Annotated in this window: 15 protein-coding genes and 1 pseudogene; 8 read left to right on the forward strand and 8 right to left on the reverse strand. The window is 73.2% G+C overall.

Features of this window, described 5'->3' with window-relative positions:
- Positions 1–121 precede the first annotated feature (121 nt).
- The 4 genes from JD77_RS22275 to istA all read left to right on the forward strand — a co-directional run bounded on the left by JD77_RS22275 (position 122) and on the right by istA (position 14,099).
- Positions 122–1,735: a WD40 repeat domain-containing protein gene (locus JD77_RS22275; protein ID WP_145776024.1), complete on the forward strand. Its 1,614-nt coding sequence runs from the start codon at positions 122–124 to the stop codon at positions 1,733–1,735.
- Complete coding sequence (locus JD77_RS33955; protein ID WP_246141330.1) at positions 1,732–9,309, forward strand: WD40 repeat domain-containing protein; 7,578 nt, start codon at positions 1,732–1,734, stop codon at positions 9,307–9,309. The genes JD77_RS22275 and JD77_RS33955 overlap by 4 nt, the downstream gene beginning before the upstream one ends.
- Positions 9,192–12,632 (forward strand): WD40 repeat domain-containing protein, encoded by a 3,441-nt coding sequence (locus tag JD77_RS22285; RefSeq protein WP_246141331.1) that lies wholly within the window; start codon positions 9,192–9,194, stop codon positions 12,630–12,632. The genes JD77_RS33955 and JD77_RS22285 overlap by 118 nt, the downstream gene beginning before the upstream one ends.
- Positions 12,633–13,307: 675 nt before the next feature.
- Complete coding sequence (gene istA / locus JD77_RS22290) at positions 13,308–14,099, forward strand: IS21 family transposase (RefSeq protein WP_246140622.1); 792 nt, start codon at positions 13,308–13,310, stop codon at positions 14,097–14,099.
- On the opposite strand, the gene JD77_RS22295 is transcribed toward istA, so the two are convergent.
- Positions 14,088–15,494 (reverse strand): IS4 family transposase, encoded by a 1,407-nt coding sequence (locus JD77_RS22295; RefSeq protein WP_145773096.1) that lies wholly within the window; start codon positions 15,492–15,494, stop codon positions 14,088–14,090. The two genes, istA and JD77_RS22295, sit on opposite strands and share 12 nt — an antisense overlap.
- A gap of 113 nt (positions 15,495–15,607) precedes the next feature.
- On the opposite strand from JD77_RS22295, the gene JD77_RS22300 reads away from it, so the two are divergent.
- The 3 genes from JD77_RS22300 to JD77_RS22310 are packed head-to-tail and all read left to right on the forward strand — an operon-like array spanning position 15,608 to position 17,282.
- Entirely contained in the window at positions 15,608–16,273 is a 666-nt protein-coding gene (locus JD77_RS22300) for a Mu transposase domain-containing protein (protein ID WP_246140623.1), read from the forward strand.
- Positions 16,270–17,031 (forward strand): IS21-like element helper ATPase IstB, encoded by a 762-nt coding sequence (istB, locus tag JD77_RS22305; protein ID WP_013289162.1) that lies wholly within the window; start codon positions 16,270–16,272, stop codon positions 17,029–17,031. Before JD77_RS22300 ends, istB begins: the two co-directional genes overlap by 4 nt.
- Positions 17,031–17,282, forward strand: coding sequence for a hypothetical protein (locus JD77_RS22310; protein ID WP_145776027.1), 252 nt, complete (start codon positions 17,031–17,033; stop codon positions 17,280–17,282). Before istB ends, JD77_RS22310 begins: the two co-directional genes overlap by 1 nt.
- A 21-nt stretch (positions 17,283–17,303) precedes the next feature.
- Here JD77_RS22310 and JD77_RS33960 read toward each other — a convergent pair whose 3' ends face one another.
- The 7 genes and pseudogenes from JD77_RS33960 to ccsA form a co-directional block, all read right to left on the reverse strand.
- The gene (locus tag JD77_RS33960; protein ID WP_246140835.1) at positions 17,304–17,720 is read right to left on the reverse strand and encodes a tryptophan-rich sensory protein; all 417 of its coding nucleotides are present in this window, start codon (positions 17,718–17,720) and stop codon (positions 17,304–17,306) included.
- Between the two features lie 48 nt (positions 17,721–17,768).
- A complete protein-coding gene (locus JD77_RS22325; RefSeq protein ID WP_145776028.1) occupies positions 17,769–18,698 on the reverse strand; it encodes a cytochrome c-type biogenesis protein CcmH in 930 nt (309 codons plus the stop codon).
- Positions 18,695–19,249: a TlpA family protein disulfide reductase gene (locus tag JD77_RS22330; RefSeq protein WP_145776029.1), complete on the reverse strand. Its 555-nt coding sequence runs from the start codon at positions 19,247–19,249 to the stop codon at positions 18,695–18,697. Before JD77_RS22330 ends, JD77_RS22325 begins: the two co-directional genes overlap by 4 nt.
- Positions 19,246–21,297: a heme lyase CcmF/NrfE family subunit gene (locus JD77_RS22335; RefSeq protein WP_145776030.1), complete on the reverse strand. Its 2,052-nt coding sequence runs from the start codon at positions 21,295–21,297 to the stop codon at positions 19,246–19,248. Before JD77_RS22335 ends, JD77_RS22330 begins: the two co-directional genes overlap by 4 nt.
- The gene (locus JD77_RS22340) at positions 21,287–21,697 is read right to left on the reverse strand and encodes a cytochrome c maturation protein CcmE (RefSeq protein ID WP_145776031.1); all 411 of its coding nucleotides are present in this window, start codon (positions 21,695–21,697) and stop codon (positions 21,287–21,289) included. The genes JD77_RS22335 and JD77_RS22340 overlap by 11 nt, the downstream gene beginning before the upstream one ends.
- Entirely contained in the window at positions 21,694–21,975 is a 282-nt protein-coding gene (locus JD77_RS22345; RefSeq protein WP_145776032.1) for a hypothetical protein, read from the reverse strand. Before JD77_RS22345 ends, JD77_RS22340 begins: the two co-directional genes overlap by 4 nt.
- A gap of 104 nt (positions 21,976–22,079) precedes the next feature.
- Positions 22,080–22,571 (reverse strand): annotated as a pseudogene (gene ccsA / locus JD77_RS35590) (cytochrome c biogenesis protein CcsA); the annotation flags it as partial.
- A 15-nt stretch (positions 22,572–22,586) separates the two neighbouring features.
- Between ccsA and coxB the strand changes: the two are divergent.
- Positions 22,587–23,630: a cytochrome c oxidase subunit II gene (gene coxB / locus JD77_RS22355; RefSeq protein WP_145776033.1), complete on the forward strand. Its 1,044-nt coding sequence runs from the start codon at positions 22,587–22,589 to the stop codon at positions 23,628–23,630.
- Positions 23,631–23,640: the final 10 nt, after the last annotated feature.

Consider the following 23,640-nt stretch of genomic DNA (forward strand, 5'->3'; position numbering starts at 1 on the left):
GATGCGGCCGACGGTCGCCTGGTCGGGACGTTGGAAGGCCATACCGGCACGGTGTGGGCGGTGACGTCGTGCAGGAGGGGCGGGCCGGCGGCTGCTGGCCTCCGCCGGTGCGGATCGGTCGGTGCGGATCTGGGATGCGGCCGACGGTCGCCTGGTCGGGACGTTGGAAGGCCACACCGGCACGGTGTGGGCGGACGTCGTGGCAGGAGGCGGCCGGCGGCTGCTGGCCTCCGCCGGTGCGGATCGGTCGGTGCGGATCTGGGATGCGGCCGACGGTCGCCTGGTCGGGACGTTGGAAGGCCACACCGGCACGGTGCGGGCGGTGACGTCGTGGCAGGAGGCGTCGGGCCGGCGGCTGCTGGCCTCCGCCGGCGAGGATCGGTCGGTGCGGATCTGGGATGCGGCCGACGGCCGCCTGGTCGGGACGTTGGAAGGCCACACCGACCCGGTGTGGGCGGTGACGTCGTGGCAGGAGGCGTCGGGCCGGCGGCTGCTGGCCTCCACCAGCGGGGATCGGACGGTGCGGATCTGGGATGCGGCCGACGGCCGCCTGCTCCGGACGTTGGAAGGCCACACCGGCCCGGTGTTGGAGGTGACGTCGTGGCCGGCGGGGCCGGGCCGGCGGATGCTGGCCTCCGCCAGTCATGACCGGACGGTGCGGTTGTGGACCCTGCCGGATGGTGCTGCGGGGCTGGCGGGGTTGCCTGCCGTGCCGGGTGGGCGGGTTGCCGCTGGAAACAACCCCGCACCTGTGCCCGCGACCAGTGTCGGGGAGTTGAGCGGCCGGATTGGCCGGGTTGAGGCAGCGGCCGCGGAGTTGGACGCGCACGTCGGGCAGGCTCCCGCCGGTGCTGCCACGCCGCCACCGGCGGTGGTGGTGTCTCCGCAGTTGCTGACCGGCCACACCGGCGCGGTGTGGGCGGTGACGTCGTGGCAGGCGGCGTCGGGCCGGCGGCTGCTGGCCTCCGCCGGTGCGGATCTGTCGGTGCGGATCTGGGATGCGGCCGACGGTCGCCTGGTCGGGACGTTGGAGGGCCATACCGGCGCGGTGGTGGCGGTGACGTCGTGGGAGGAGGCGTCGGGCCGGTGGCTGCTGGCCTCCGCCGGTGCGGATCGGTCGGTGCGGATCTGGGATGCGGCCGACGGTCGCCTGGTCGGGACGTTGGAGGGCCATACCGGCCCGGTGGTGGCGGTGACGTCGTGGCAGGAGCAGTCGGGCCGGTGGCTGCTGGCCTCCGCCGGCATGGATCGGACGGTGCGGATCTGGGATGCGGCCGACGGTCGCCTGGTCGGGACGTTGGAAGACCACACCGGCCCGGTGCGGGCGGTGATGTCGTGGCAGGAGGCGTCGGGCCGGCGGCTGCTGGCCTCCGCCGGCGCGGATGGGACGGTGCGGATCTGGGATGCGGCCGACGGTCGCCTGGTCGGGACGTTGGAGGGCCATACCGGCCCGGTGGTGGCGGTGACGTCGTGGCAGGAGGCGTCGGGCCGGCGGATGCTGGCCTCCGCCGGCGCGGATGGGACGGTGCGGATCTGGGATGCGGCCGACGGTCGCCTGCTCCGGACGTTGGAAGGCCACACCGGCCCGGTGCGGGCGGTGACGTCGTGGCAGGCGGGGCGGACGAGTGGCTGGTGGCCTCCGCCAGCGGGGATCGGACGGTGCGGATCTGGGATGCGGCCGACGGTCGCCTGCTCCGGGCGTTGGAAGGCCACACCGGCCCGGTGTTGGAGGTGACGTCGTGGCCGGCGGGGCCGGGCCGGCGGATGCTGGCCTCCGCCAGTCATGACCGGACGGTGCGGTTGTGGCCCCTGCCGGATGGTGCTGCGGGGCTGGCGGGGTTGCCTGCCGCGCCGGGTGGGCGGGCTGCCGCTGGAAACGACCCCGGACCTGTGTCCGCGGTGTCGGGGGAGGTGTTCCGGACGGTTCGGGGTTTCGCCAGTGCTGCCGGCCCCGCCGAGGCGGTGGTGGTGTATCCGGATGGTGTGGGCGCTGAGGTTGATCCGCGAGGTCTGTCGGTGGTGGCGCAGCGGCAGGCGGTGACGGATGCCGAAGCGTGGGCGGCGAGGGCGGTTGAGAGGACGTGGGATCGGTCTGCGGATGAGCTGCTGGACGAGGTGCAGGGCCGTGGTGGGGTGTGGCGGGTGGTGCTGGCGTTCGGCGATCGCGGGCATGAGGGTGTGCTGGATCTGGTGGGGCGATTGCTTGATGGCCGGCTCTCGGGGGTGCGGGTGCCTGCGACGGCGGTGATCGAGTTGTCGCCGTATGGTGCTGGTCCGTTGGTGGAGCCTCGGACGGTGGTCGAGGTCGCGGCGTTGCGGGTAAGGCGTGGCCAGTCGGGGGCGGTAGCGATCCGTTCGCGTTATGTGGCGGGCGCGGTGGCGAGGTCTGTTCCTCAGGGTCTGATTCCTGTCGATTTCTCGGGTCGGGAGACGTTCGCGGGTGGGGCGTTGCTGTGGGAGTTCCACGCGCGTCCGATCCGTCCGGAGGATGCCCGGTCGGCTCAGTTCTACCGGGAGGCGCGGGGATTGCACGGTGCGCATGCGCCGTACCTCCTGCCGCCGGACCGGCGTTGGGCGCGGTTCGGGCAGCGGGCGGCCTCGTATATGCGGGATTGGGTGTTCCCTCCGGTGCCGTCGTCAGGGCTTGGTCGGTGGCGGGTGGTGGAGTTGCGGCAGGCGGGGTTGCTTGCCGGGGAGAGTGTGGCGGGGGCGACGCCGGACGTGGGGCCGGTGGGGTGGGTGCCGGATGGCGCGCGGGTGTTGGTGGTGGGTGTGCCGGGGCCGCATCCGGTGCATCCCACGGCGGTCGTGGACACATTGTTCGACACGTTCCTGAACAGTGCGTTGCCGCCGGTGGAGTCGGGGTTGCGGGAGCCGGTGTATGTGGTGGTGCACGGGTTCGGTGGGCGGGTATCGCCGGTGGTGTTGGCGCATGTGGCGGAGGGTGACCTGTGGCCGGTGCGGTTGGGTGAGATGGCCGCTGGCGAGCCGGTGGTAGGCACTCGGGAGGTGTCGAATCTCGTCGAGGCGCAGAGTTGGACCCGGGTGCGGTCCGAGTTGCCCCCGATCGCGGCGGCGCTGCAACCGGGTGGGGCGGCTGAGCAGTGGCGGGCTCGGGTTCCGGAGCTGACGGCGATGCTTCCCGATGTGACCGTGACCGATCCGGTGGCGGTCGACCTGTCGACCCCGGACGCCGCCGGCACGGCAGGGGTGCGGGCGCATCGCCGGATGGGTGAGCGGGTGGAGCAGCTGGTCGCGTTGGGTGAGGAGTTGGTCCGGCATACACGCGAGTGGGTGGGTGGGGCTGGGGAAACGGATCGGCTCGATCTGCGGCTGGAGGAATGGGCGGGGCACCGCGACAGTCAGCAGTTGGTGACGGCGTTGGCGAGGGCTGGGCGGTTGACCGGTGAGGTGGAAGGCCTGGTAGCGGACCAGATTGGGCGGGTGTGGGCCGCGGCGGTGCCACCGGGGATCGTCTTGGCCGGAGAGGGAGCGACGGTACCGGACGCCGTCCGGGACGTGTTGCGGGCGGTGTATCTGGGCGCCTGGGTCCTCTCTACGGGATCGGACGGACCGGTCGTGGTTCGAGGATACGGCGGGTGGCAGCGTGCTGACCTGTCCCACATGCGATTACGCAGTGGGGCGGAGTTCACCCGGTTCCTGGCTGATCATGGCGGGGACGTGGCGTTGTTGTGGTCGGCGGACGGTCCGGCAGACCCGGGAGCGCAGGTTTCCAGGCTCCGGGCTGCCCTGGACGTGCCGCTGGTGCCGCGGCGGGTGGACGTGGTGGGGCGGGTGCCGGGGGTGTCCGAGCAGCGGAGCGCGGAGTTGCTCTCCGCGGTGAGCGCGTTCGGGTTGGCGCGGGAGTTGTTGGAGGAACAGATCCGGTTGCTGCCGGCTCGGGCGGCGGTGTTGCCGGGGCAGGCCAGCGTAACCGTGCCACCACCGCAACCGGCACCGTCACCACACGCCGGCGATGCTCCGGTGTTGTACGAGTGGGTGGCCGGGCCGGACGGTGTGGTTCCGGGTGGGGGGCAGCCGTCGGCGGGTGGGTTGCCGGAGTGGATGCACCGGGGGGATCGCCGGGGTGACGGGCTGTTGTGTTTGCTGGACTCGTTGGCGCAGACGCTCAGTGGTGTGCGGCCGGGCCTGTATCGCGGGTTCGACAACGTGGAGACACGGGCGCAGGCGCTGCTGGACCGGATGGAGGGGCGGCTGGGTTCCGATCATGTGGTGATCCGGGATCTGCGGTCTGCGCGCGGTGCCGAAGTGTATTCGGGTGGGTTCCTCAACGAGTTGGCGGAGCTTTTCCAGGTGCGGGTCCAGGTCGTCGAGCAAGGAGGCGACCGCAGGTGGTACGGACACCCGGTGGTGGGACGGGACGGAAACGCGCCGTTGATGTTGGTCGAGTTCGTGTCACCCGGTGGTCGGGGCGGTCTGGCCGATGAGGAAATGGGTACGTTCTATCCGTTGTTCGTCGATACGGTGCATGCCGCCGCTCTCGGTGGCGCGGCCACCATCACCGATCATCTCATCCAGCGGTGGGAGGCTCTGGTGGGTGGCCATGCGGCGCGTATTGACAGACTTGAAGCCGCTGAGAGGCCGTTGGTGGAGGCGGCCGAACGCGGCCAGGACGTCGGCCAGGCGCGGTCGGTCCTGGATCGGCTGTCCGGCCGGTACCTCGACGGGCTGCGGGACCTCAGGCTCGCGCGGGGGTTGCGTGACATGAGCGAGTACGTCCGATCGGTGTCCGACATCGCTGCGTTGAGCGGCCGGATTGGCCGGGTTGAGGCAGCGGCCGCGGAGTTGGACGCGCACGTCGGGCAGGCTCCCGCCGGTGCTGCCACGCCGCCGCCGGCGGTGGTGTCTCCGCAGTTGCTGACCGGCCACACCGGCGCGGTGTGGGCGGTGACGTCGTGGCAGGAGGAGTCGGGCCGGCGGCTGCTGGCCTCCGCCAGCACGGATCGGTCGGTGCGGATCTGGGATGCGGCCGACGGTCGCCTGGTCGGGACGTTGGAAGGCCATACCGGCACGGTGTCGGCGGTGACGTCGTGGCAGGAGGCGTCGGGCCGGCGGATGCTGGCCTCCGCCGGTGCGGATCGGTCGGTGCGGATCTGGGATGCGGCCGACGGCCGCCTGCTCCAGACATTAAGAGGCCACACCGGCCCGGTGCGGGCGGTGACGTCGTGGCAGGAGGAGTCGGGCCGGCGGCTGCTGGCCTCCGCCAGCTTGGACGAGACGGTGCGGATCTGGGATGCGGCCGACGGCCGCCTGATCCGGACGTTGGACGGCCACACCGGCACGGTGTTGGCGGTGACGTCGTGGCAGGAGGAGTCGGGCCGGCGGCTGCTGGCCTCCGCCAGCGGGGACGAGACGGTGCGGATCTGGGATGCGGCCGACGGCCGCCTGCTCCAGACATTTAGAGGCCACACCGACGCGGTGTGGGCGGTGACGTCGTGGCAGGAGGAGTCGGGCCGGCGGCTGCTGGCCTCCGCCGGCGAGGATCGGACGGTGCGGATCTGGGATGCGGCCGACGACCGCCCGGTCCGGACGTTGGCAGGCCACACCGGCACGGTGCGGGCGGTGACGTCGTGGCAGGAGGGGCCGGGCCGGCGGCTGCTGGCCTCCGCCAGCGGGGATCGGACGGTGCGGATCTGGGATGCGGCCGACGGCCGCCTGCTCCGGACGTTGGAAGGCCACACCGGCACGGTGTTCGCGGTGACATCGTGGCAGGAGGAGTCGGGCCGGCAGGTGCTGGCCTCCGCCAGCGCGGATCGGACAGTGCGGTTGTGGACCCTGCCGGATGGTGTTGCGGGGCTGGCGGGGTTGCCTGCCGTGCCGGGTGGGCGGGTTGCCGCTGGAAACGACCCCGCACCTGTGCCCGCGACCAGTGTCGGGGAGTTGAGTGGCCGGGTTGGCCGGGTTGAGGCCGCGGCCGTGGAGTCGGACGCGCACGTCGGACAGGCTCCCGCCGGTGCTGCCACGCCGCCGCCGGTGGTGTCCCCGCAGCTGCTGACCGGCTACACCGGCACGGTGTTCGCGGTGACGTCGTGGCAGGAGGAGTCGGGCCGGCGGCTGCTAGCCGCCGCCGGCGACGAGCGGACGGTGCGGATCTGGGATGCGGCCGGCGGTCGCCTGGTCGGGACGTTGGAGGGCCACACCGGCCCGGTGTTGGCGGTGACGTCGTGGCAGGAGGAGTCGGGCCGGCGGCTGGTGGCCTCCGCCAGCTTGGACGAGACGGTGCGGATCTGGGATGCGGCCGACGGCCGCCTGCTCCAGACGTTGGAAGGCCACACCGACGAGGTGTTGGCGGTGACGTCGTGGCAGGAGGAGTCGGGCCGGCGGCTGCTGGCCTCCGCCAGCTTGGACGAGACGGTGCGGATCTGGGATGCGGCCGACGGTAGCCTGCTCCGGACGTTGGCAGGCCACACCGGCGCGGTGTCGGCGGTGACGTCGTGGCAGGAGGCGTCGGGCCGGCGGCTGCTGGCCTCCGCCAGCGTGGACGAGACGGTGCGGATCTGGGATGCGGCCGACGGTAGCCTGCTCCGGACGTTGGAAGGCCACACCGACACGGTGTCGGCGGTGACGTCGTGGCAGGACGAGTCGGGCCGGCAGCTGCTGGCCTCCGCCAGCGTGGACGAGACGGTGCGGATCTGGGATGCGGCCGACGGTCGCCTGGTCCGGACGTTGGAAGGCCACACCGACACGGTGTCGGCGGTGACGTCGTGGCAGGAGGGGCCGGGCCGGCGGCTGCTGGCCTCCGCCAGCATGGACGAGACGGTGCGGATCTGGGATGCGGCCGACGGTCGCCTGGTCCGGACGTTGGAAGGCCACACCGACGAGGTGTTGGCGGTGACGTCGTGGCCGGAGGAGTCGGGCGGGCGGATGCTGGCCTCCGCCGGCGGGGATCAGACGGTGCGGTTGTGGCCCCTGCCGGATGCTGCTGCGGGGTTGGCGGGGTTGCCTGCCGTGCCGGGTGGGCGGGTTGCCGCTGGAAACGACCCCGCACCTGTGCCCGCGACCAGTGTCGGGGAGTTGCGTAGCCGGATTGGCCAGGGTGAGGCAGCGGCCGCGGAGCCGGACGCGCACGTCGGGCAGGCTCCCGCCGGTGCTGCCACGCCGCCACCGGCGGTGGTGTCTCCGCAGTTGCTGACCGGCCACACCGACACGGTGTCGGCGGTGACGTCGTGGCAGGAGGCGTCGGGCCAGCGGCTGCTGGCCTCCGCCGGCGACGAGCGGACGGTGCGGATCTGGGATGCGGCCGACGGTCGCCTGGTCGGGACGTTGGAAGGCCACAGCGGCCCGGTGTGGGCGGTGACGTCGTGGCAGGAGGCGTCGGGCCGGCGGATGCTGGCCTCCGCCAGCGGGGATCAGACGGTGCGGATCTGGGATGCGGCCGACGGCCGCCTGATCCGGACGTTGGAAGGCCACACCCGCACGGTGTGGGCGGTGACGTCGTGGCAGGAGGAGTCGGGCCGGCGGATGCTGGCCTCCGCCAGCGGGGATCAGACGGTGCGGATCTGGGATGCGGCCGACGGCCGCCTGATCCGGACGTTGGAAGGCCACACCGAGTGGGTGCGGGCGGTGACGTCGTGGCAGGAGGAATCGGGCCAGCGGCTGCTGGCCTCCGCCAGCGGGGACGAGACGGTGCGGATCTGGGATGCGGCCGACGGTCGCCTGCTCCAGACGTTGGAAGGCCACACCGACGAGGTGTTCGCGGTGACGTCGTGGCAGGAGGAGTCGGGCCAGCGGCTGCTGGCCTCCGCCAGCGGGGATCGGACGGTGCGGATCTGGGATGCGGCCGACGGTCGCCTGGTCCGGACGTTGGAAGGCCACACCGACGAGGTGTCGGCGGTGACGTCGTGGCAGGAGGCGTCGGGCCAGCGGCTGCTGGCCTCCGCCAGCGGGGATCGGACGGTGCGGATCTGGGATGCGGCCGACGGTCGCCTGGTCCGGACGTTGGAAGGCCACACCGACTGGGTGTTGGCGGTGACGTCGTGGCCGGAGGAGTCGGGCGGGCGGATGCTGGCCTCCGCCGGCGGGGATCAGACGGTGCGGTTGTGGCCCCTGCCGGATAGTGCTGCGGGGTTGGCGGGGTTGCCTGCCGTGCCGGGTGGGCGGGCTGCCGCTGGAAACGACCCCGCACCTGTGCCCGCGACCAGTGTCGGGGAGCTGAGCGGCCGGATTGGCCGGGTTGAGGCAGCGGCCGCGGAGTTGGACGCGCACATCGGGCAGACTCCCGCCGGTGCTGCCACGCCGCCGCCGGTGGTGCCCCCGCAGTTGCTGACCGGCCACACCGAGGAGGTGCGGGCGGTGACGTCGTGGCAGGAGACGTCGGGCCAGCGGATGGTGGCCTCCGCCAGCGACGACCGAACGGTGCGGATCTGGGATGCGGCCGACGGTCGCCTGGTCCGGACGTTGGAAGGCCACACCGACGAGGTGTTGGCGGTGACGTCGTGGCAGGAGGAGTCGGGCCGGCGGCTGCTGGCCTCCGCCAGCGTGGACGAGACGGTGCGGATCTGGGATGCGGCCGACGGTCGCCTGCTCCGGACGTTGGAAGGCCACACCGACGAGGTGTTGGCGGTGACGTCGTGGCAGGAGGAATCGGGCCGGCGGCTGCTGGCCTCCGCCAGCGTGGACGAGACGGTGCGGATCTGGGATGCGGCCGTCGGCCGCCTGCTCCAGACGTTGGCAGGCCACACCGACGCGGTGTCGGCGGTGACGTCGTGGCAGGAGGAATCGGGCCAGCGGCTGCTGGCCTCCGCCAGCGCGGACGAGACGGTGCGGATCTGGGATGCGGCCGACGGCCGCCTGCTCCAGACGTTGGACGGCCACACCGACCCGGTGTTCGCGGTGACGTCGTGGCAGGCGGCGTCGGGCCAGCGGCTGCTGGCCTCCGCCAGCTGGGACGAGACGGTGCGGATCTGGGATGCGGCCGACGGTCGCCTGCTCCAGACGTTGGAAGGCCACACCCGCCCGGTGTCGGCGGTGACGTCGTGGCAGGCGGCGTCGGGCCAGCGGCTGCTGGCCTCCGCCAGCGGGGATCAGACGGTGCGGATCTGGGATGCGGCCGACGGCCGCCTGCTCCAGACGTTGGAAGGACACACCGACTGGGTGTGGGCGGTGATGTCGTGGCCGGCGGGCCGGGCCGGCGGATGCTGGCCTCCGCCAGCGGGGATCGGACGGTGCGGTTGTGGCCCCTGCCGGATGGTGCTGCGGGGCTGGCGGGGTTGCCTGCCGTGCCGGGTGGGCGGGTTGCCGCTGGAAACAACCCCGCACCTGTGCCCGCGACCAGTGTCGGGGCGTTGAGCGGCCGGATTGGCCGGGTTGAGGCAGCGGCCGCGGAGTTGGACGCGCACGTCGGGCAGGCTCCCGCCGATGCTGCCACGCCGCCAGCAGTGGTGTCCCCGCAGCTGCTGACCGGCCACACCGGCATGGTGTCGGCGGTGACGTCGTGGCAGGAGGAGTCGGGCCGGCGGCTGCTGGCCTCCGCCAGCGGGGATCAGACGGTGCGGATCTGGGATGCGGCCGACGGCCGCCTGCTCCAGACATTGGACGGCCACACCGGCCCGGTGTACGCGGTGACCTCGTGGCAGGAGGGGCCGGGCCAGCGGCTGCTGGCCTCCGCCAGCAGGGACGAGACGGTGCGGATCTGGGATGCGGCCGACGGTCGCCTACTCCGGACATTGGCAGGCCACACCCGCTCGGTGTTGGCGGTGACATCGTGGGAGGAGGAGGGGTCGGGCCGGCGGCTGCTGGCCTCCGCCAGCATGGACGAGACGGTGCGGATCTGGGATGCGGCCGACGGTCGCCTGCTCCAGACGTTGGAAGGCCACACCGACCCGGTGTTCGCGGTGACCTCGTGGCAGGAGGGGCCGGGCCGGCGGCTGCTGGCCTCCGCCAGCATGGACGAGACGGTGCGGATCTGGGATGCGGCCGACGGTCGCCTGCTCCAGACGTTGGAAGGCCACACCGACCCGGTGTGGGCGGTGACGTCGTGGCAGGAGGAGTCGGGCCGGCGGCTGCTGGCCTCCGCCAGCGCGGACGAGACGGTGCGGATCTGGGATGCGGCCGACGGTCGCCTGCTCCAGACGTTGGAAGGCCACACCGACACGGTGTCGGCGGTGACGTCGTGGCAGGAGCAGTCGGGCCGGCGGCTGCTGGCCTCCGCCAGCGGGGACGAGACGGTGCGGATCTGGGATGCGGCCGACGGTCGCCTGGTCGGGACGTTGGAAGGCCACACCGACACGGTGTTGGCGGTGACGTCGTGGCCGGCGGGGCCGGGCCGGCGGATGCTGGCCTCCGCCGGCAGGGATCAGACGGTGCGGTTGTGGACCCTGCCGGGCGCTGCTGCGGGGCTGGCGGGGTTGCCTGCCGTGCCGGGTGGGCGGGTTGGCGCTGGAAACGACCCCGGACCTGTGTCCGGGACCAGTGTCGGGGAGTTGAGTGGCCGGGTTGGCCGGGTTGAGGCAGCGTCCGCGGAGTCGGACGTGCACGTCGGGCAGGCTCCCGCCGGTGCTGCCACGCCGCCGCCGGCGGTGGTGTCCCCGCGGCTGCTGACCGGCCACACCGAGTGGGTGCGGGCGGTGACGTCGTGGCAGGAGGAGTCGGGCCGGCGGATGCTGGCCTCCGCCGGCATGGATCGGACGGTGCGGATCTGGGATGCGGCCGACGGCCGCCTGATCCAGACGTTGGAAGACCACACCGGCCCGGTGCGGGCGGTGACGTCGTGGCAGGAGGAATCGGGCCAGCGGCTGCTGGCCTCCGCCGGCACGGATGGGACGGTGCGGATCTGGGATGCGGCCGACGGTCGCCTGATCGGGACGTTGGAAGGCCACACCGACGCGGTGTTGGCGGTGACGTCGTGGCAGGACGAGTCGGGCCGGCAGCTGCTGGCCTCCGCCAGCGGGGACGAGACGGTGCGGATCTGGGATGCGGCCGACGGCCGCCTGCTCCAGACGTTGGAAGGCCACACCGACCAGGTGTCGGCGGTGACGTCGTGGCAGGACGAGTCGGGCCGGCAGCTGCTGGCCTCCGCCAGCGACGACGAGACGGTGCGGATCTGGGATGCGGCCGACGGCCGCCTGCTCCAGACATTGGAAGGCCACACCGGCGAGGTGTTGGCGGTGACGTCGTGGCAGGACGAGTCGGGCCGGCAGCTGCTGGCCTCCGCCGGCAGGGATCAGACGGTGCGGATCTGGGATGCGGCCGACGGCCGCCTGCTCCAGACGTTGGAAGGCCACACCGACGAAGTGTGGGCGGTGACGTCGTGGGAGGAGGCGTCGGGCCGGCGGCTGCTGGCCTCTGCCGGCAGGGATCAGACGGTGCGGATCTGGGATGCGGCCGACGGTCGCCTGCTCCGGACGTTGGAAGGCCACACCCGCGCGGTGCGGGGGGTGACGTCGTGGCCGGCGGGGCCGGGCCGGCGGATGCTGGCCTCCGCCAGTCATGACCGGACGGTGCGGTTGTGGCCCCTGCCGGATGGTGCTGCAGGGCTGGCGGGATTGCCTGCCGCGCCGGGTGGGCGGGCTGCCGCTGGAAACGACCCCGCACCTGTGCCCGCGACCAGTGTCGGGGCGTTGAGTGGCCGGATTGGCCGGGTTGAGGCAGCGGCCGCGGAGTCGGACGCGCACGTCGGGCAGGCTCCCGCCGGTGCTGCCACGCCGCCGCCGGCGGTGGTGTCCCCGCGGCTGCTGACAGGCCACACCGGCCCGGTGTACGCGTCGACGTCGTGGCAGGAGGCGTCGGGCCGGCGGATGCTGGCCTCCGCCAGCGGGGACGAGACGGTGCGGATCTGGGATGCGGCCGACGGCCGCCTGATCTGGACGTTGGAAGGCCACACCGGCCCGGTGTTCGCGGTGACGTCGTGGCAGGAGGCGTCGGGCCGGCGGATACTGGCCTCCGCCGGCATGGATCGGACGGTGCGGATCTGGGATGCGGCCGACGGCCGCCTGCTCCGGACATTGGAAGGCCACACCGGCCCGGTGCGGGCGGTAACGTTGTGGCCGGCGGTGTCGGGCCGGCGGATGCTGGCCTCCACCAGCACGGATCGGACGGTGCGGATCTGGGATGCGGCCGACGGTCGCCTGATCCAGACGTTGGACCACACCGGCCCGGTGTGGGCGGTGACGTCGTGGCAGGAGGCGTCGGGCCGGCGGATGCGGGCCTCCACCAGCAGGGATCGGACGGTGCGGATCTGGGATACGGCCGACCGTCGCCTGCTCCGGACGTTGGAAGGCCACACCGGCCCGGTGTTGGCGGTGACGTCGTGGCAGGAGGAATCGGGCCGGCGGCTGCTGGCCTCCGCCAGCGCGGATCGGACGGTACGGATCTGGGATACGGCCGACGGCCGCCTGCTCCAGACGTTGGAAGGCCACACCGGCCCGGTGTGGGGGGTGACATCCTGGCAGGCGGGGCCGGGCCGGCGGATGCTGGCCTCCGCAAGCCATGACGAGACGGTGCGGTTGTGGCCCCTGCCGGATGATGCTGCGGGGCTGGCGGGATTGCCTGCCGTGCCGGGTGGGCGGGTTGCCGCTGGAAACAACCCCGAACCTGTGGCATTGACCGCCCAAAATGACTCGGACTCGCCAATGGAAGATGTGGACGACAACCCGGACTCGTCCATGTCGTAGATGGACGAGGTAGCGACGCCGTTGTTGACTCCGCTCGATGGTGGGTCGGTGGATGGCTTCGTACGGGCCCCTGGTATGGATGCTTGCCCGCCGCCGGGGCGTACGACGGGCCGAGACCCGCTCGAAGGCATTGCCGCCACGGCGGACGATCCCGGTCCGCTCACCGACGCTCAGCGGAATCCAGTACACGTCCACAGTAGTCGATCATTCCGTGCGTATGCTGCCGATCGGCAGGCCCATCGCGCTTACCATGGCCTGCCGTTCGGCCCGCACCTGTTCCTTGCGGGCCAGCACAGCAGGGCGGTGTACTCGGCGATGTCGTCCGTTCCCGGCACGGCCCGTTGGACCAACGGCCGGGAATCCGGCGCTAAAGCGTTGGGGTGGCGGGCTGCACGGCCGGATCGACGGGCCGGATCAGCCGTCCCGGAAACGCTCGTTTCCGGGACGATCCACTACCGGGCGCGGCCGCCGATGTTCCCGCAGGCCGCCGAGTCCCGAAACCCGTCCCGGAACCGGCGTGTCGTCGCCGTGTGTCGGGGTACGGCCTGGAGTGCAGAGCTAAGTACAGCTGATCTTGCAGAGGTGCGCACTGTTTGTCCGTCGTCAGCGGGTGACTGAGGGTGAGGCTGCTCGGGTCGTGATCGGGCAGACGTGGGGCGGCTGGCGATGGGAGCGATGGATGAGCAGCGGTGGCTGGATGTGCGCCGGTTCCGGGCGTTGCACGAGGCTGGTGCGAGTGTCTCGGAGATCGCTCGTGAGACGGGCCTGAACTGGCGGACGGTGAAGAAGTACCTGGCTGCTGGTAGCGGCGAGGTGGTGCCGCCGGTTCGGGCGCGGCCGGCTCGGGGGCAGTTGATCGACGTGTTCGCGCACGTGGTCGATGCGTGGCTGCGGGCGGAGTTGCTGCTCAAGGGCACGGTGATCCATGAACGCCTTGTCGAGCAGTACGGGTTCACCGGCAACTATCAGCGGGTGAAGCTGTATCTGCAGCAGGCCCGGCCGCGGATCGCTGCGGAGTTGGGGATCAGTCCGGATCAGCTGGCCGGGCTGCACCGCCGGTTCGAGGTCGTTCCGGGCGCCCAGGCGCAGGTGGACTGGGGCGACGAAGGCGGCATCCTGGCCCATGTCGGGATCCCGAAGGTGTACTCGTTTCACATGGTGCTGTCGTACTCGCGGGACCCGTTCTGCTGTTTCACCACCAGCCGGGACCTGGCCGCGTTCTGGGAGTGTCACCGGCGGGCGTTCGCGCACTTCGGCGGGGTTCCCGGGGCGATCGTCTACGACCGGACCAAGACCGTGGTCCGCCGGCATGTCGCCCCGGGCCAGGCGGTGCCGCTGCACCCGGAAGCGGTCGCGTTCGCCGGGCACTACGACTTCGACATCGATGTGCTGGCCGCCTATCGGCCGACCGGCAAAGGGCGGGTCGAACGGCAGGTCACCACAACACCGTTGCGTTTAGCGCCGTGAGCGGGAGGCAAGCCCCTTTTCGAAGATTGTGATGTCGGCGTGGAAGGTGTAGGTCTGCGTGGTTGCGGGGTGCTGTCCGGCGTTCGGGCTGTACTTGCTGGTCGGGTTCTTGCGGGAGCGGGCCTTGATTCGAGGGCGGCGCCAGGCGGGTAGGAGGTCGGCCAGCGCGGCGTGGCCTATCGTGCCGAGGAGGTCGGTTGAGCTGCCGGGAAGGATTCCGCTGGCGGTGGTGATCGTGTCGGCGGCGGCGTCGATGAGGACGGTGAAGCTGATCCGGTCCATGTCCAGGCCGGGCTGGGTGCAGGTGGCGTCTGCTGCCGCGCGGATGAGGGCCTGGTAGGCGGTGAGCAGGGCGTACACCTCCTGCTCGATCCCGGGGATGCTGCGGGAGCGCAGGACGCGGCCGTCGAGCATGGTCGCTTTGATCGAGAAATACGTGGTTTCGGCCTGCCAGCGTTCGTGGTAGAGGTCCACGAGTTCGTGGGCGGGGTAGCGGGTGTGGTCTGTCAGGCTGGTGATCAGCCGCCACTGCTCGCGCCGCAGGCTGCCGTCGGCCAGTGTGACGGTGACCTGCGCTTCGATGACCCGCACCAGGATGAGAGCGGGTAGGCTGCCGTAGCCGATGCGGGCCAGGTAGGAGCCGTCGGGTAGGCGACGCTGGATGGTCGGGCAGCGGCGGGCGGATGAGCGGACCAGGAACTGCGCGCCGGTGGCGCCGACGTCGCGCAGGAATTCCGCGGCGTCGAAGCCGGCGTCGGCCAGCAGCAGCATCGTGCGGTCCAGGACGCCCAGAAGCCGCCGCGCGTAAGCCAGTTCGCCTTCTGTTTCGGGGCCGAAGGCCGCGGCGAGCAGGGCGCGGGTCCCACACTCGATCACCACGAGCAGCCGTAGCAGCGGGTAGCCGAACTCCAGCTTGTCTCCTACGCGTTTGGGGTAGCGCCAGGTGACCCGTTCCTCGTCGGGCACGTGCAGGTGGGTGCCGTCGATGGCCACGGTACGCAGGCCCCGGTAGAACACGCCGGGCTGGCCGAGCAGACCGACGGCACCGGCCAGGGTCTCGAACAGGCGCCGTAGCGGCGCTACTCCGACCCGGCGGCGAGCGCGTGACAGTGAGGAGATACTCGGCCGCGTCAGGCACAAGCCGGCCAGGGCCGCGGTCAGCTTCCCCCACGTCGCTCGGTAGGAACAGCGGTCGAGCAGGGCGAGTGCGAGGACGAAGTACACCACGACCCGAGACGGCAGCAGCCGCAGCCGCTTCTCGCGTGTCCCGGTTTCTTCCAGCACCGCGTCGACCAGGTCGAAGTCGATGATCTGGGTCAACTCGCCCAGATGTCCGGGCGCGTGCACACCCCCGGCTACCTCGATCGACCGGGTGATGACAGACTTCTCCTGCAACGGGACTCCTGAGGCATGATCTTCTTGCTCGACACAAGTTGATCTATCAGAAGTCCCGTTCGCGTCTTCAAAGTCCCCCTTGACTCATCCGCCGATCGCCAAACGCAACGGCGTTGCAGGTCACCATCATCCGCGATCATGTCCTGGCCGGGCGGGCGTTCTCGTCGCTGGCCGAACTCGACGCCACGTTCATGGCCTGGGTGCCACAGCGGCGGGCCGTAAGGCATCGCACCCACGGCGAGATCATCGGCGTGCGGGCGGTCCGCGACCACGCCGCGCTGCGACCGATCCCCGCCCGGCCGTATGTGGTCGCCGACCGGCATCTGCGGCACGTCGGCAAGGACTGCCTGGTCGCCTACGCCGGCAACCTCTACTCCGTGCCGGCCCGACGGGTCCGCCACCGCCAACTCGTGGAGATTCGGGCGACCGCCGCCACGATCACTATTCACGCCATCGTGCCCGGTCTGGACGGCACCACGCTGCTGGCCACGCACCAGCGGGCCGTGGGCCGCGGCGCCCGCGTGGTCGACGAGAGCCACTGGGACGGTCTGCCCGACGGACACACCCGGGCCGTCACCATCGGCGACCCCGACAGCGGGCAGTCGACCGCACGCCGACCGGCCCGTCACGACGGCGGCCAGGGGCCGCTGCAAGCCCTGCTCAACCGGGCCGCCGCCGCCCAGATCGCCGTCGAGGCCCGGCCGCTGTCGGTCTATGAGCAGATCGCTGCGGCCAGCCCGTTCACCAACCGCCCACACCTGAAGGACGTCTCGAAGTGAGTGAGCTGGTCACCAACCGCATCCACGCCAGCGCCACCAAACTCGGCCTGCCTCACCTGGCCAAGACGCTGCGGGAACTCACCGGCCGGGCCGACACCGAAGCCATGGGCTACCTGGAGTTCCTCGACCTCGTCCTGGAAGAGGAACTCGCCGTCCGCGACGAACGCCGCTTCCGCGCCGGGCTACGCCTGTCGAAGCTGCCGCACCACAAGACCCTCGACGACTACGACTTCAGCTTCCAACCCGACCTGGACCCCCGCAAGGTCCGTGACCTCGCGACCCTCGCATTCGTGCAGGCCAAGGCCAACGTCGCTCTCCTCGGCCCACCCGGCGTCGGCAAGACCCACATCGCCGTGTCCCTCGCGGTCGCCGCCTGCCGAGCCGGATTCACCGTCTACTTCACCACCCTCGACGACATGGTCCGCCACCTCACCGCCGCCGACGCGATCGGCCGCCTGGCCCGCAAGCTGCAAACCTACCTACGCCCCACCGTCCTGGTCATCGACGAAGTGGGCTACCAACCCCTCGAACGACCCGAGGCCAACCTCGTCTTCCAAGTGATCTCGAAACGCTACGAGAAGGGCTCCACCCTGCTGACCTCGAACAAAGGCTTCGGCGAATGGGGCCAAGTCTTCGGCGACGAGGTCCTGGCCACCGCCATCCTCGACCGGCTCCTGCACCACTGCGACGTCGTCCCCATCAACGGCCCCAGCTACCGACTCAAGAACCGCCTCACCGCCATCGAGAACGTCGCCTGATGCCCACCCCGGACGACCCCGCAGCCACCAGCGACACCAACCGCGGCGACCTGCTGCAACTCCTGCTCCAGATCTGCGAGGACTTCCTCGCCCGCACCACTCCGGCGACCCACCACGAGGTCGACACCCTCCTACGCGCCCGCGGCATCACCGGCGGACCCGGATGGCTGATCGACATGCTCGGCCTCACCCGCCTGCGCCTGCAAGACGCAACCCACCGTGACGAACAAGGCGCCCACCACGACACCTGACCTCTGCAAGATCAGCCGTACTCACCTCTGCACTCCAACGAGTACCCCGACACCGTGGTTGCGGGACGTTTCCGAGACGATGTCCGGCATGACGATCGCCTCCGCCGTCGCGCCGGCCGGCGGCGCGCAGCCGCACGACCGGATCCGCGTCGGGTACGCGCGGGTGTCGACCCGCGGCCAGGACGAGCAGGTGCTGCAGGACAGCGGTGCTGCTCGCGCCGAGAGCCGGTTGACCAGCGTTACCGTTGTTTTCGGGCTGGAAGCTACGGCTAGGCCGTACAGCGGGGTCCACACGGCGGGGAAGGCCGCGGCGGGTGGCTGCCAGGAGGGCTTGCGCAGCCGGCGGTACCAGCGGGTCGACGGGTCTGTCGCCGCGGCGCCGATCGCCGCGGTCAGCGCGACGGCGGCGCTGGTTCTGATCCACATCGGCGTCCTCATCACAGTTGCATACCCGGAAAGCCGGAGATCGAGCGTCGCGCCGGCCGGTCAGCCGGCGGCGGCGACGAGCCGGCGGATCTCGGCGGCGGCCGGATGCTGCGGCGCCAGTGCGAGGAACCGGCGCAGCGTCGCCGCCGCCTCGGGGGAGCGGCGGTCGCGCTGCGCCAGCCCAAGCACCAGCAGGCCGTCGGGGGAGTCCGGGGCGCGGGCCAGCACCGCCCGCGCCGACTCCTCCGCCCCGGCCGAGTCGCCGGCCCGCAGCAGCGCGAACGCGAGGCGCAGCCGGATCGCGTCGTCGGGCCGGTCCCGCAGTGCCTCCTCGTACATCCGCGCGGCGGCGTCGTAGCGCTGCTGTTCCTCCAGGTCCCGGGCCAGCCCCACCGCGACCGTCACCGGGTCGGCGGGCTCGGGCCGCGCGCCCGGCCGGTCGAGCCGGCCGGCGGCCACCGCGACCGACGCGACGAGGGCGACCACCCCGACCGAGCATGCCTGCCATGCCCGGCGGGTGCCCCGGCCGGTCGGCGTCGTCCCGTCGGCGGCGGGGCGCCCGTCCCCTGCCGGTTGCTCGCGGCGCGGGACGGGGGCGGCCGAAGCCGCGCGGGGCCGCAACGTGCGCAGGGCCGCGTACCCGGCGCCCAGCAGGGCCAGCGCGGGTACGGCCCAGAGCAGCGGGCCGGCCGGGCCGGGCGCGTCGGCCAGCACCTCCCGGCCGTACCGCTCGACGAACCACCGGCGGATCTCCTCGGCGTCCCGGCCCTGCGCGACCTGGTCCGCGACCGCCTGCCGCATCGCCGCCGCGATCGGTGAGCGGGAGTCGGCGACCGACTCGCCCTCGCAGGCCGGGCAGCGCAGCCCGGCGGCCACGGCGCGTACCGGGTCCTGACCGTCGGCGCCGCCCGCCGACCGGGCCAGTCCGGCACCGGCCGCGGCGAGCAGCGCCGCGGCCACGAGCGCCCCGAGGGCCCGACGCCACCTCATCCGGCCAGCAGCGGCGCCACCCGCTGTTCCAGCCACTGCCGGCTGACCACGCCCCGCTGTCGGTCGACGACCCGGCCGTTGCGGTCCACCAGGAACGTCTCGGGCACGCCTCGCACGCCCCAGTCGACCGCCCGGGTGCCGTCGGGGTCCGGCAGCACGGTCAACCCCTGTGCGCCGGTCTGCTCCAGCAGCGCCCGGACAGCCTCGGCGCCGTCCCGGACGTTCAGCCCGACCAGCCGCAGCCCGTGCGGGGACCAGCGCCGGCCGGCGTCGACCAGCAGCGGCAACTCGTCGCGGCAGGGCCCGCACCAGGAGGCGAAGACGTTCACCAGCACCACCTCGCCGCGGGCGTCGGCCAGGTCGAACCGGCCGCCGTCGAGGGTGGCGCCCGCGAGCGCCGGGGCCGGCCCGGGTGTTGCGCCGTTCGTGGCGGTGTCCGGCGGCGGCGCGGGCGAGCGCAGGCCGAGAGCGAAGACCGCGCCGAGGACGCCGGTCAGCGCCAGCACCAGCGCCGGGCCCGGACGGGGCGGCCGGAAACGGCGGCGGATCATCCCGCCGCCCCGGCGACCGGCTCGGACCGCGTCCCGGCCGGACCCGGCTCGGACCGCGTCTCGGCCGGACCCGGCTCGGACCGCGTCTCGGCGGCGACCGGTTCGGACGTGGCCGGGGCGGCGGGCCGGCGGCGTGGGCGGGTGACGCCGACCGCCGCCACCAGACCCCCCGCGGCGGTCAGCGCGCCGCCGGCCCAGAGCAGCCCGACGAGCGGGTTGACCGCCAGCCGTACGGTGGCGCTGCCGCCGTCCGGGGCCACCGCGAGCAGCGTGACGTACGTGTCCCGCAGCGGCCCGGTGCGGATCGCCGGCACGGTGACGGTGGCGTCCCGACCGGGGTGGTAGCGCAGCGCGGGTGCCACCGTGCGCTCGCCGCCCGCCCCGGTCAGCCGCAGCCGCGCGCGCACCGTCATGGTGCCCGCGTCGGCGCTCCGGTCCACGCCGACCAGGCGCGCGGAGGCGCCGGGCACCCGCAGCGTCTCCCCGGTGCGGACCACCCGCTCCGCGTCGCGGCCGTACGCGGCGGACCCGGCCACGCCCACGGCGACCACGGCGATCCCGGCGTGCGCGACCAGCCCGGCGAACCGGCCGGGCGACCGCCGCCGGTGCCCGGTGGCGGCGGTGCCCCGGTCGCGCCGCAGTCGCTCGGCCAGCTCCGCGGCCACGCCGGTGAGCACGAACGCCGCCGCCCCGAACGCGGTCAGCGCGGCCGCGCCGGGCCGGCTGAGCAGCCCCACCGCCGCGACGGTGGTCAGCGCCACGCCCCCGGGCACGGCGAGCCGCCGGAGTCCCCCCGCGCGGGCCGTGACCGCCGGCAGCGTCCCCATGACCAGCAGCACGGCGACCGCCAGCGGTACCGCCGTCCGCTCGTAGTAGGGCGGACCCACCGACGCGCGGACGCCCCCGAGCGGGCCGGACAGCAGCGGGAAGACCGTGCCGATCAGCACCACCGCCGCGATCGTCACCAGCAGCACGCCGTTGACCAGTACGGCGGTGCCGCGGGACAACGCCGGCGCGCCGCGACCGGGATCGGCGGCCGGGCCGGCGCGGCGGGGCGGCTCGGGCACCCGGCGGCCCGCCAGGAGGGTCGCCGCGACCACCGCCAGCAGGACGAAGCCGAGCAGCATCGGCCCCAGCGGCGAGTCCGTGAAGGCGTGCACGCTGGACACCGCCCCGGAGCGGGTGAGGAACGTGCCGAACAGCACCAGCACGAAGCTCGCGCAGGCCAGCACCAGGTTCCAGCCGGCCCGGCCGGTGCCGCGGCGGGTGGCGGTGTGCAGGAACGCGGTGGCGGTGAGCCACGGCAGCAGGGAGGCGTTCTCCACCGGGTCCCACGCCCAGTAGCCGCCCCAGCCCAGCACCGCGTACGACCACCAGGCACCGAGCCCGATGCCCGCGGTCAGCGCCGCCCAGGCGGCCAGCGCCCACGGGCGGGCGGCCCGCAGCCAGTCCCGCCCCTGCGGCCCGGCCAGCGGCGCGGCGAGCGCGAACGCGAACGGCACCGCCAGGCCCAGGTAGCCGGCGTACAGCAGGGGCGGGTGCAGCCCCATCGCCGGGTGCTGCTGCAGCAGCGGGTTCGGGCCGGGGCCGTCGGCGGGCACCGGGCTGACCGGCCGGAACGGGTTGGCCGCGAACGCGGACAGCGCGAAGAAGAACACGGTCAGCGTGCTGACGACCGCCATCGCGTACGCGTGCAGCCGGGCCGGGTACCGGCGGCGGCGGGCCAGCAGGGCGGCGTACCCGGCGAGGACCAGCAGCCAGAGCAGCAGCGACCCGTCCAGCGCCGCCCAGAGGCTGGTCACGGTGTAGTAGACGGGGACGTGCCGGCCGCCGTTCTCCGCCACGAACGTAACGCCGAAGTCGTGCCCCAGCAGGGCGGCCTCCAGCAGGGCGCAGGCGGCGGCGGCAGCGCCGAGGGTCGCGGCGGTGGCCAGCCGGGCCGGTCGGGCCGGCGCGGCGAACAGGGCCACCCGCAGCCAGAGCAGGGCGGTCAGGGTCGCGCAGAGCAGCCCGGCGGCGAGGCTGGCGGTGCCGAGGTCACCGAGCACCGGCCGGCTCCGGGGATGCCGTGACCGGGCCGTACTCGTTGCCGTGCCGGACCACGACGTGGTCGGCGCGGAACACGCCGTCGGTCGACAGGATGCCCTCGACCACCGCCCCCTCGCCCTCCCGGAACGTCTCCGGTGGCGCGCCGCGCTGCTCGACGGTGATCTCGCGGCCGCCCTCGGCGAGGCGGAAGACCACGAGATCGCCGCTGCGGCGCAGCGACCCGGGCACCACGTCGCCGCCGAGCCGGATCCGCTCCCGGGCTCCGGCGGGGTCGCCGAGCACCTCGGCGGGCGTGCGGTAGTAGGTGAGCGTGTCGGCCAGCGCGGCGGCGACCAGCAGCGCGCCGCCCGCTAGCGCCACGGCGACGACGGCGACCCGGCCGGCCCGGCGGCGGCTCATCCGACCCGGGCCGGGAGGCGGTCGGTGGCGGGGGCCGCGTCGGCGGCGAGCCGGCGTTCCAGGCGGACCACCCGGTGCAGCAGGACGCAGAGCGCGGCGAGCGTGGCGGCGGCCACGGCGAGCAGCAGGGCGGCGCCCATCCGCGGGTCGATCGGCGGACGCTCGGGGGCGAGCACGGTGGCCTGCTGGTGCAGCGACCGCCACCAGACGACGGAGAAGTGCACCACCGGCACGAGCAGGAACCCAGCCGCGCCGAGGACCGCCGCCGCCCGGGCCACCCGGTGGTCGCCGCCGTCGCGGGCCCCGTCCGCTCGGCCACCGCGCGGCGCAGGGCCAGGTAGCCGGCGTACGCGAGCAGCAGCAGCGCGGTGCTGACCAGCCGCGGGTCCCAGGCCCACCAGGTGCCCCAGACCAGCCGGCCCCAGATCGACCCGGTGGCGATGGCCACGCCGGTCAGGGTCACGCCGATCTCGGCGCCCGCCCGGGCGAACCGGTCCCAGCGCAGGTCGCCGCCGATCAGGTACGCCCCGCCCCCGGCGAGCACGACGGCGAACGCGGCGTACGCCACCCAGGCGACGGGGACGTGGACGTACATCAGCCGCTGTGCCTGGCCCTGCACCTCGTCCGGCGGGGCGACCCAGCCCCCGGCCACCGTCGCCGCCGCCGCGAGTCCCCCGGCGAACCACGCCATGCTCCGGCGTGCGGCGGCCGCTCTGGCGGTGTCCGCGACGAGGTCCACGCTGCGGGCGCGCATGATCTCCCTGTCCGCGCCCCGGGGCGCTGGCTCACGAGTGGTGGTGAAGCAGACGATAGCCCGTTGTGACCAATAATCCGGAGCCTTGGGAGAAAAGGGGGGATCTGGACCGTATGGCATCTAGTGTCCCTCCTGGTGGACACGACAGCGGACACGACCAGGACGGCGGCCCGGCGCGCCGGGCGGCGCGGGCGGCCCCGTCCGCTCCCGGCGCTGCCGGCGGCATGCGGCCTGCTCCTGCTCGCCGGCTGCTCCGGCGGCTCGCCGTCCGCCCTGGACGCCCACGGCGCGGGGGCGATCCGCGTGGCCAACCTGTGGTGGCTGCTGTTCTGGATCTCCGTGGCGGTCTTCGTCGAGGTCATGGCGCTGCTGGCCTGGGCGCTGGTGTTCCGCCGGGGAGCCGTCCGGGTGCGGCACGGCCAGCCGTTGCGCTTCGTCGCGATCGCCGGTGCGGGCGTGCCCCTGCTCATCCTCGTCGCCGTCTACGCGGTGGGCCTGCGCGACCTCGCCGCGCTCGGCACGACGTCCGACCCGGACGCGCACACCGTCGAGGTGATCGGCCACAAGTGGTGGTGGGAGGTGCGGTACGAGGGCAGGTCGGGGGCCACGGCCAACGAGATCCACATTCCGGTCGGCGAGCGGGTACGGGTGCGCCTGCGCACCGCGGACGTGCTGCACAGCTTCTGGGTGCCGCAGCTCATGCCGAAGACCGACCTGATCAGCGGCGAGGTGCGCGAGACGTGGCTGCGGGCCGAGCGGCAGGGCAGCTACCGCGGCCAGTGCGCGGAGTACTGCGGGACCCAGCATGCGCACATGGCGTTCCTGGTCGTCGCCGAGAGCCGCGCGGACTTCGACGCCTACCTCGCCCGCCTCGACGCGCCGGCCCCCGCCCCCCGGACCGACGCCGAACGCCGCGGCCAGCAGACGTTCGTGCAGGGCACCTGCGCCGCCTGTCACTCGGTGCGGGGCACCGACGCGTCGGGACGGGTCGGACCCGACCTGTCGGACGTGGGCGCGCGCTGGAGCATCGGCGCCGGGGCGGTGCCCAACGACGCGGGCCACCTCGGCGGCTGGATCGCCAACTCCCAGACGGTCAAGCCGGGCAACTACATGCCGCCACAGCCGGTCCCCGCCGCGCAGCTGCCCGACCTTCTCGCCTACCTCCGCTCGCTGAAGTAGCGGGGGCGGA

Origin of the sequence: Micromonospora olivasterospora (genome assembly GCF_007830265.1) — a bacterium.
GTDB lineage: Bacteria > Actinomycetota > Actinomycetes > Mycobacteriales > Micromonosporaceae > Micromonospora > Micromonospora olivasterospora.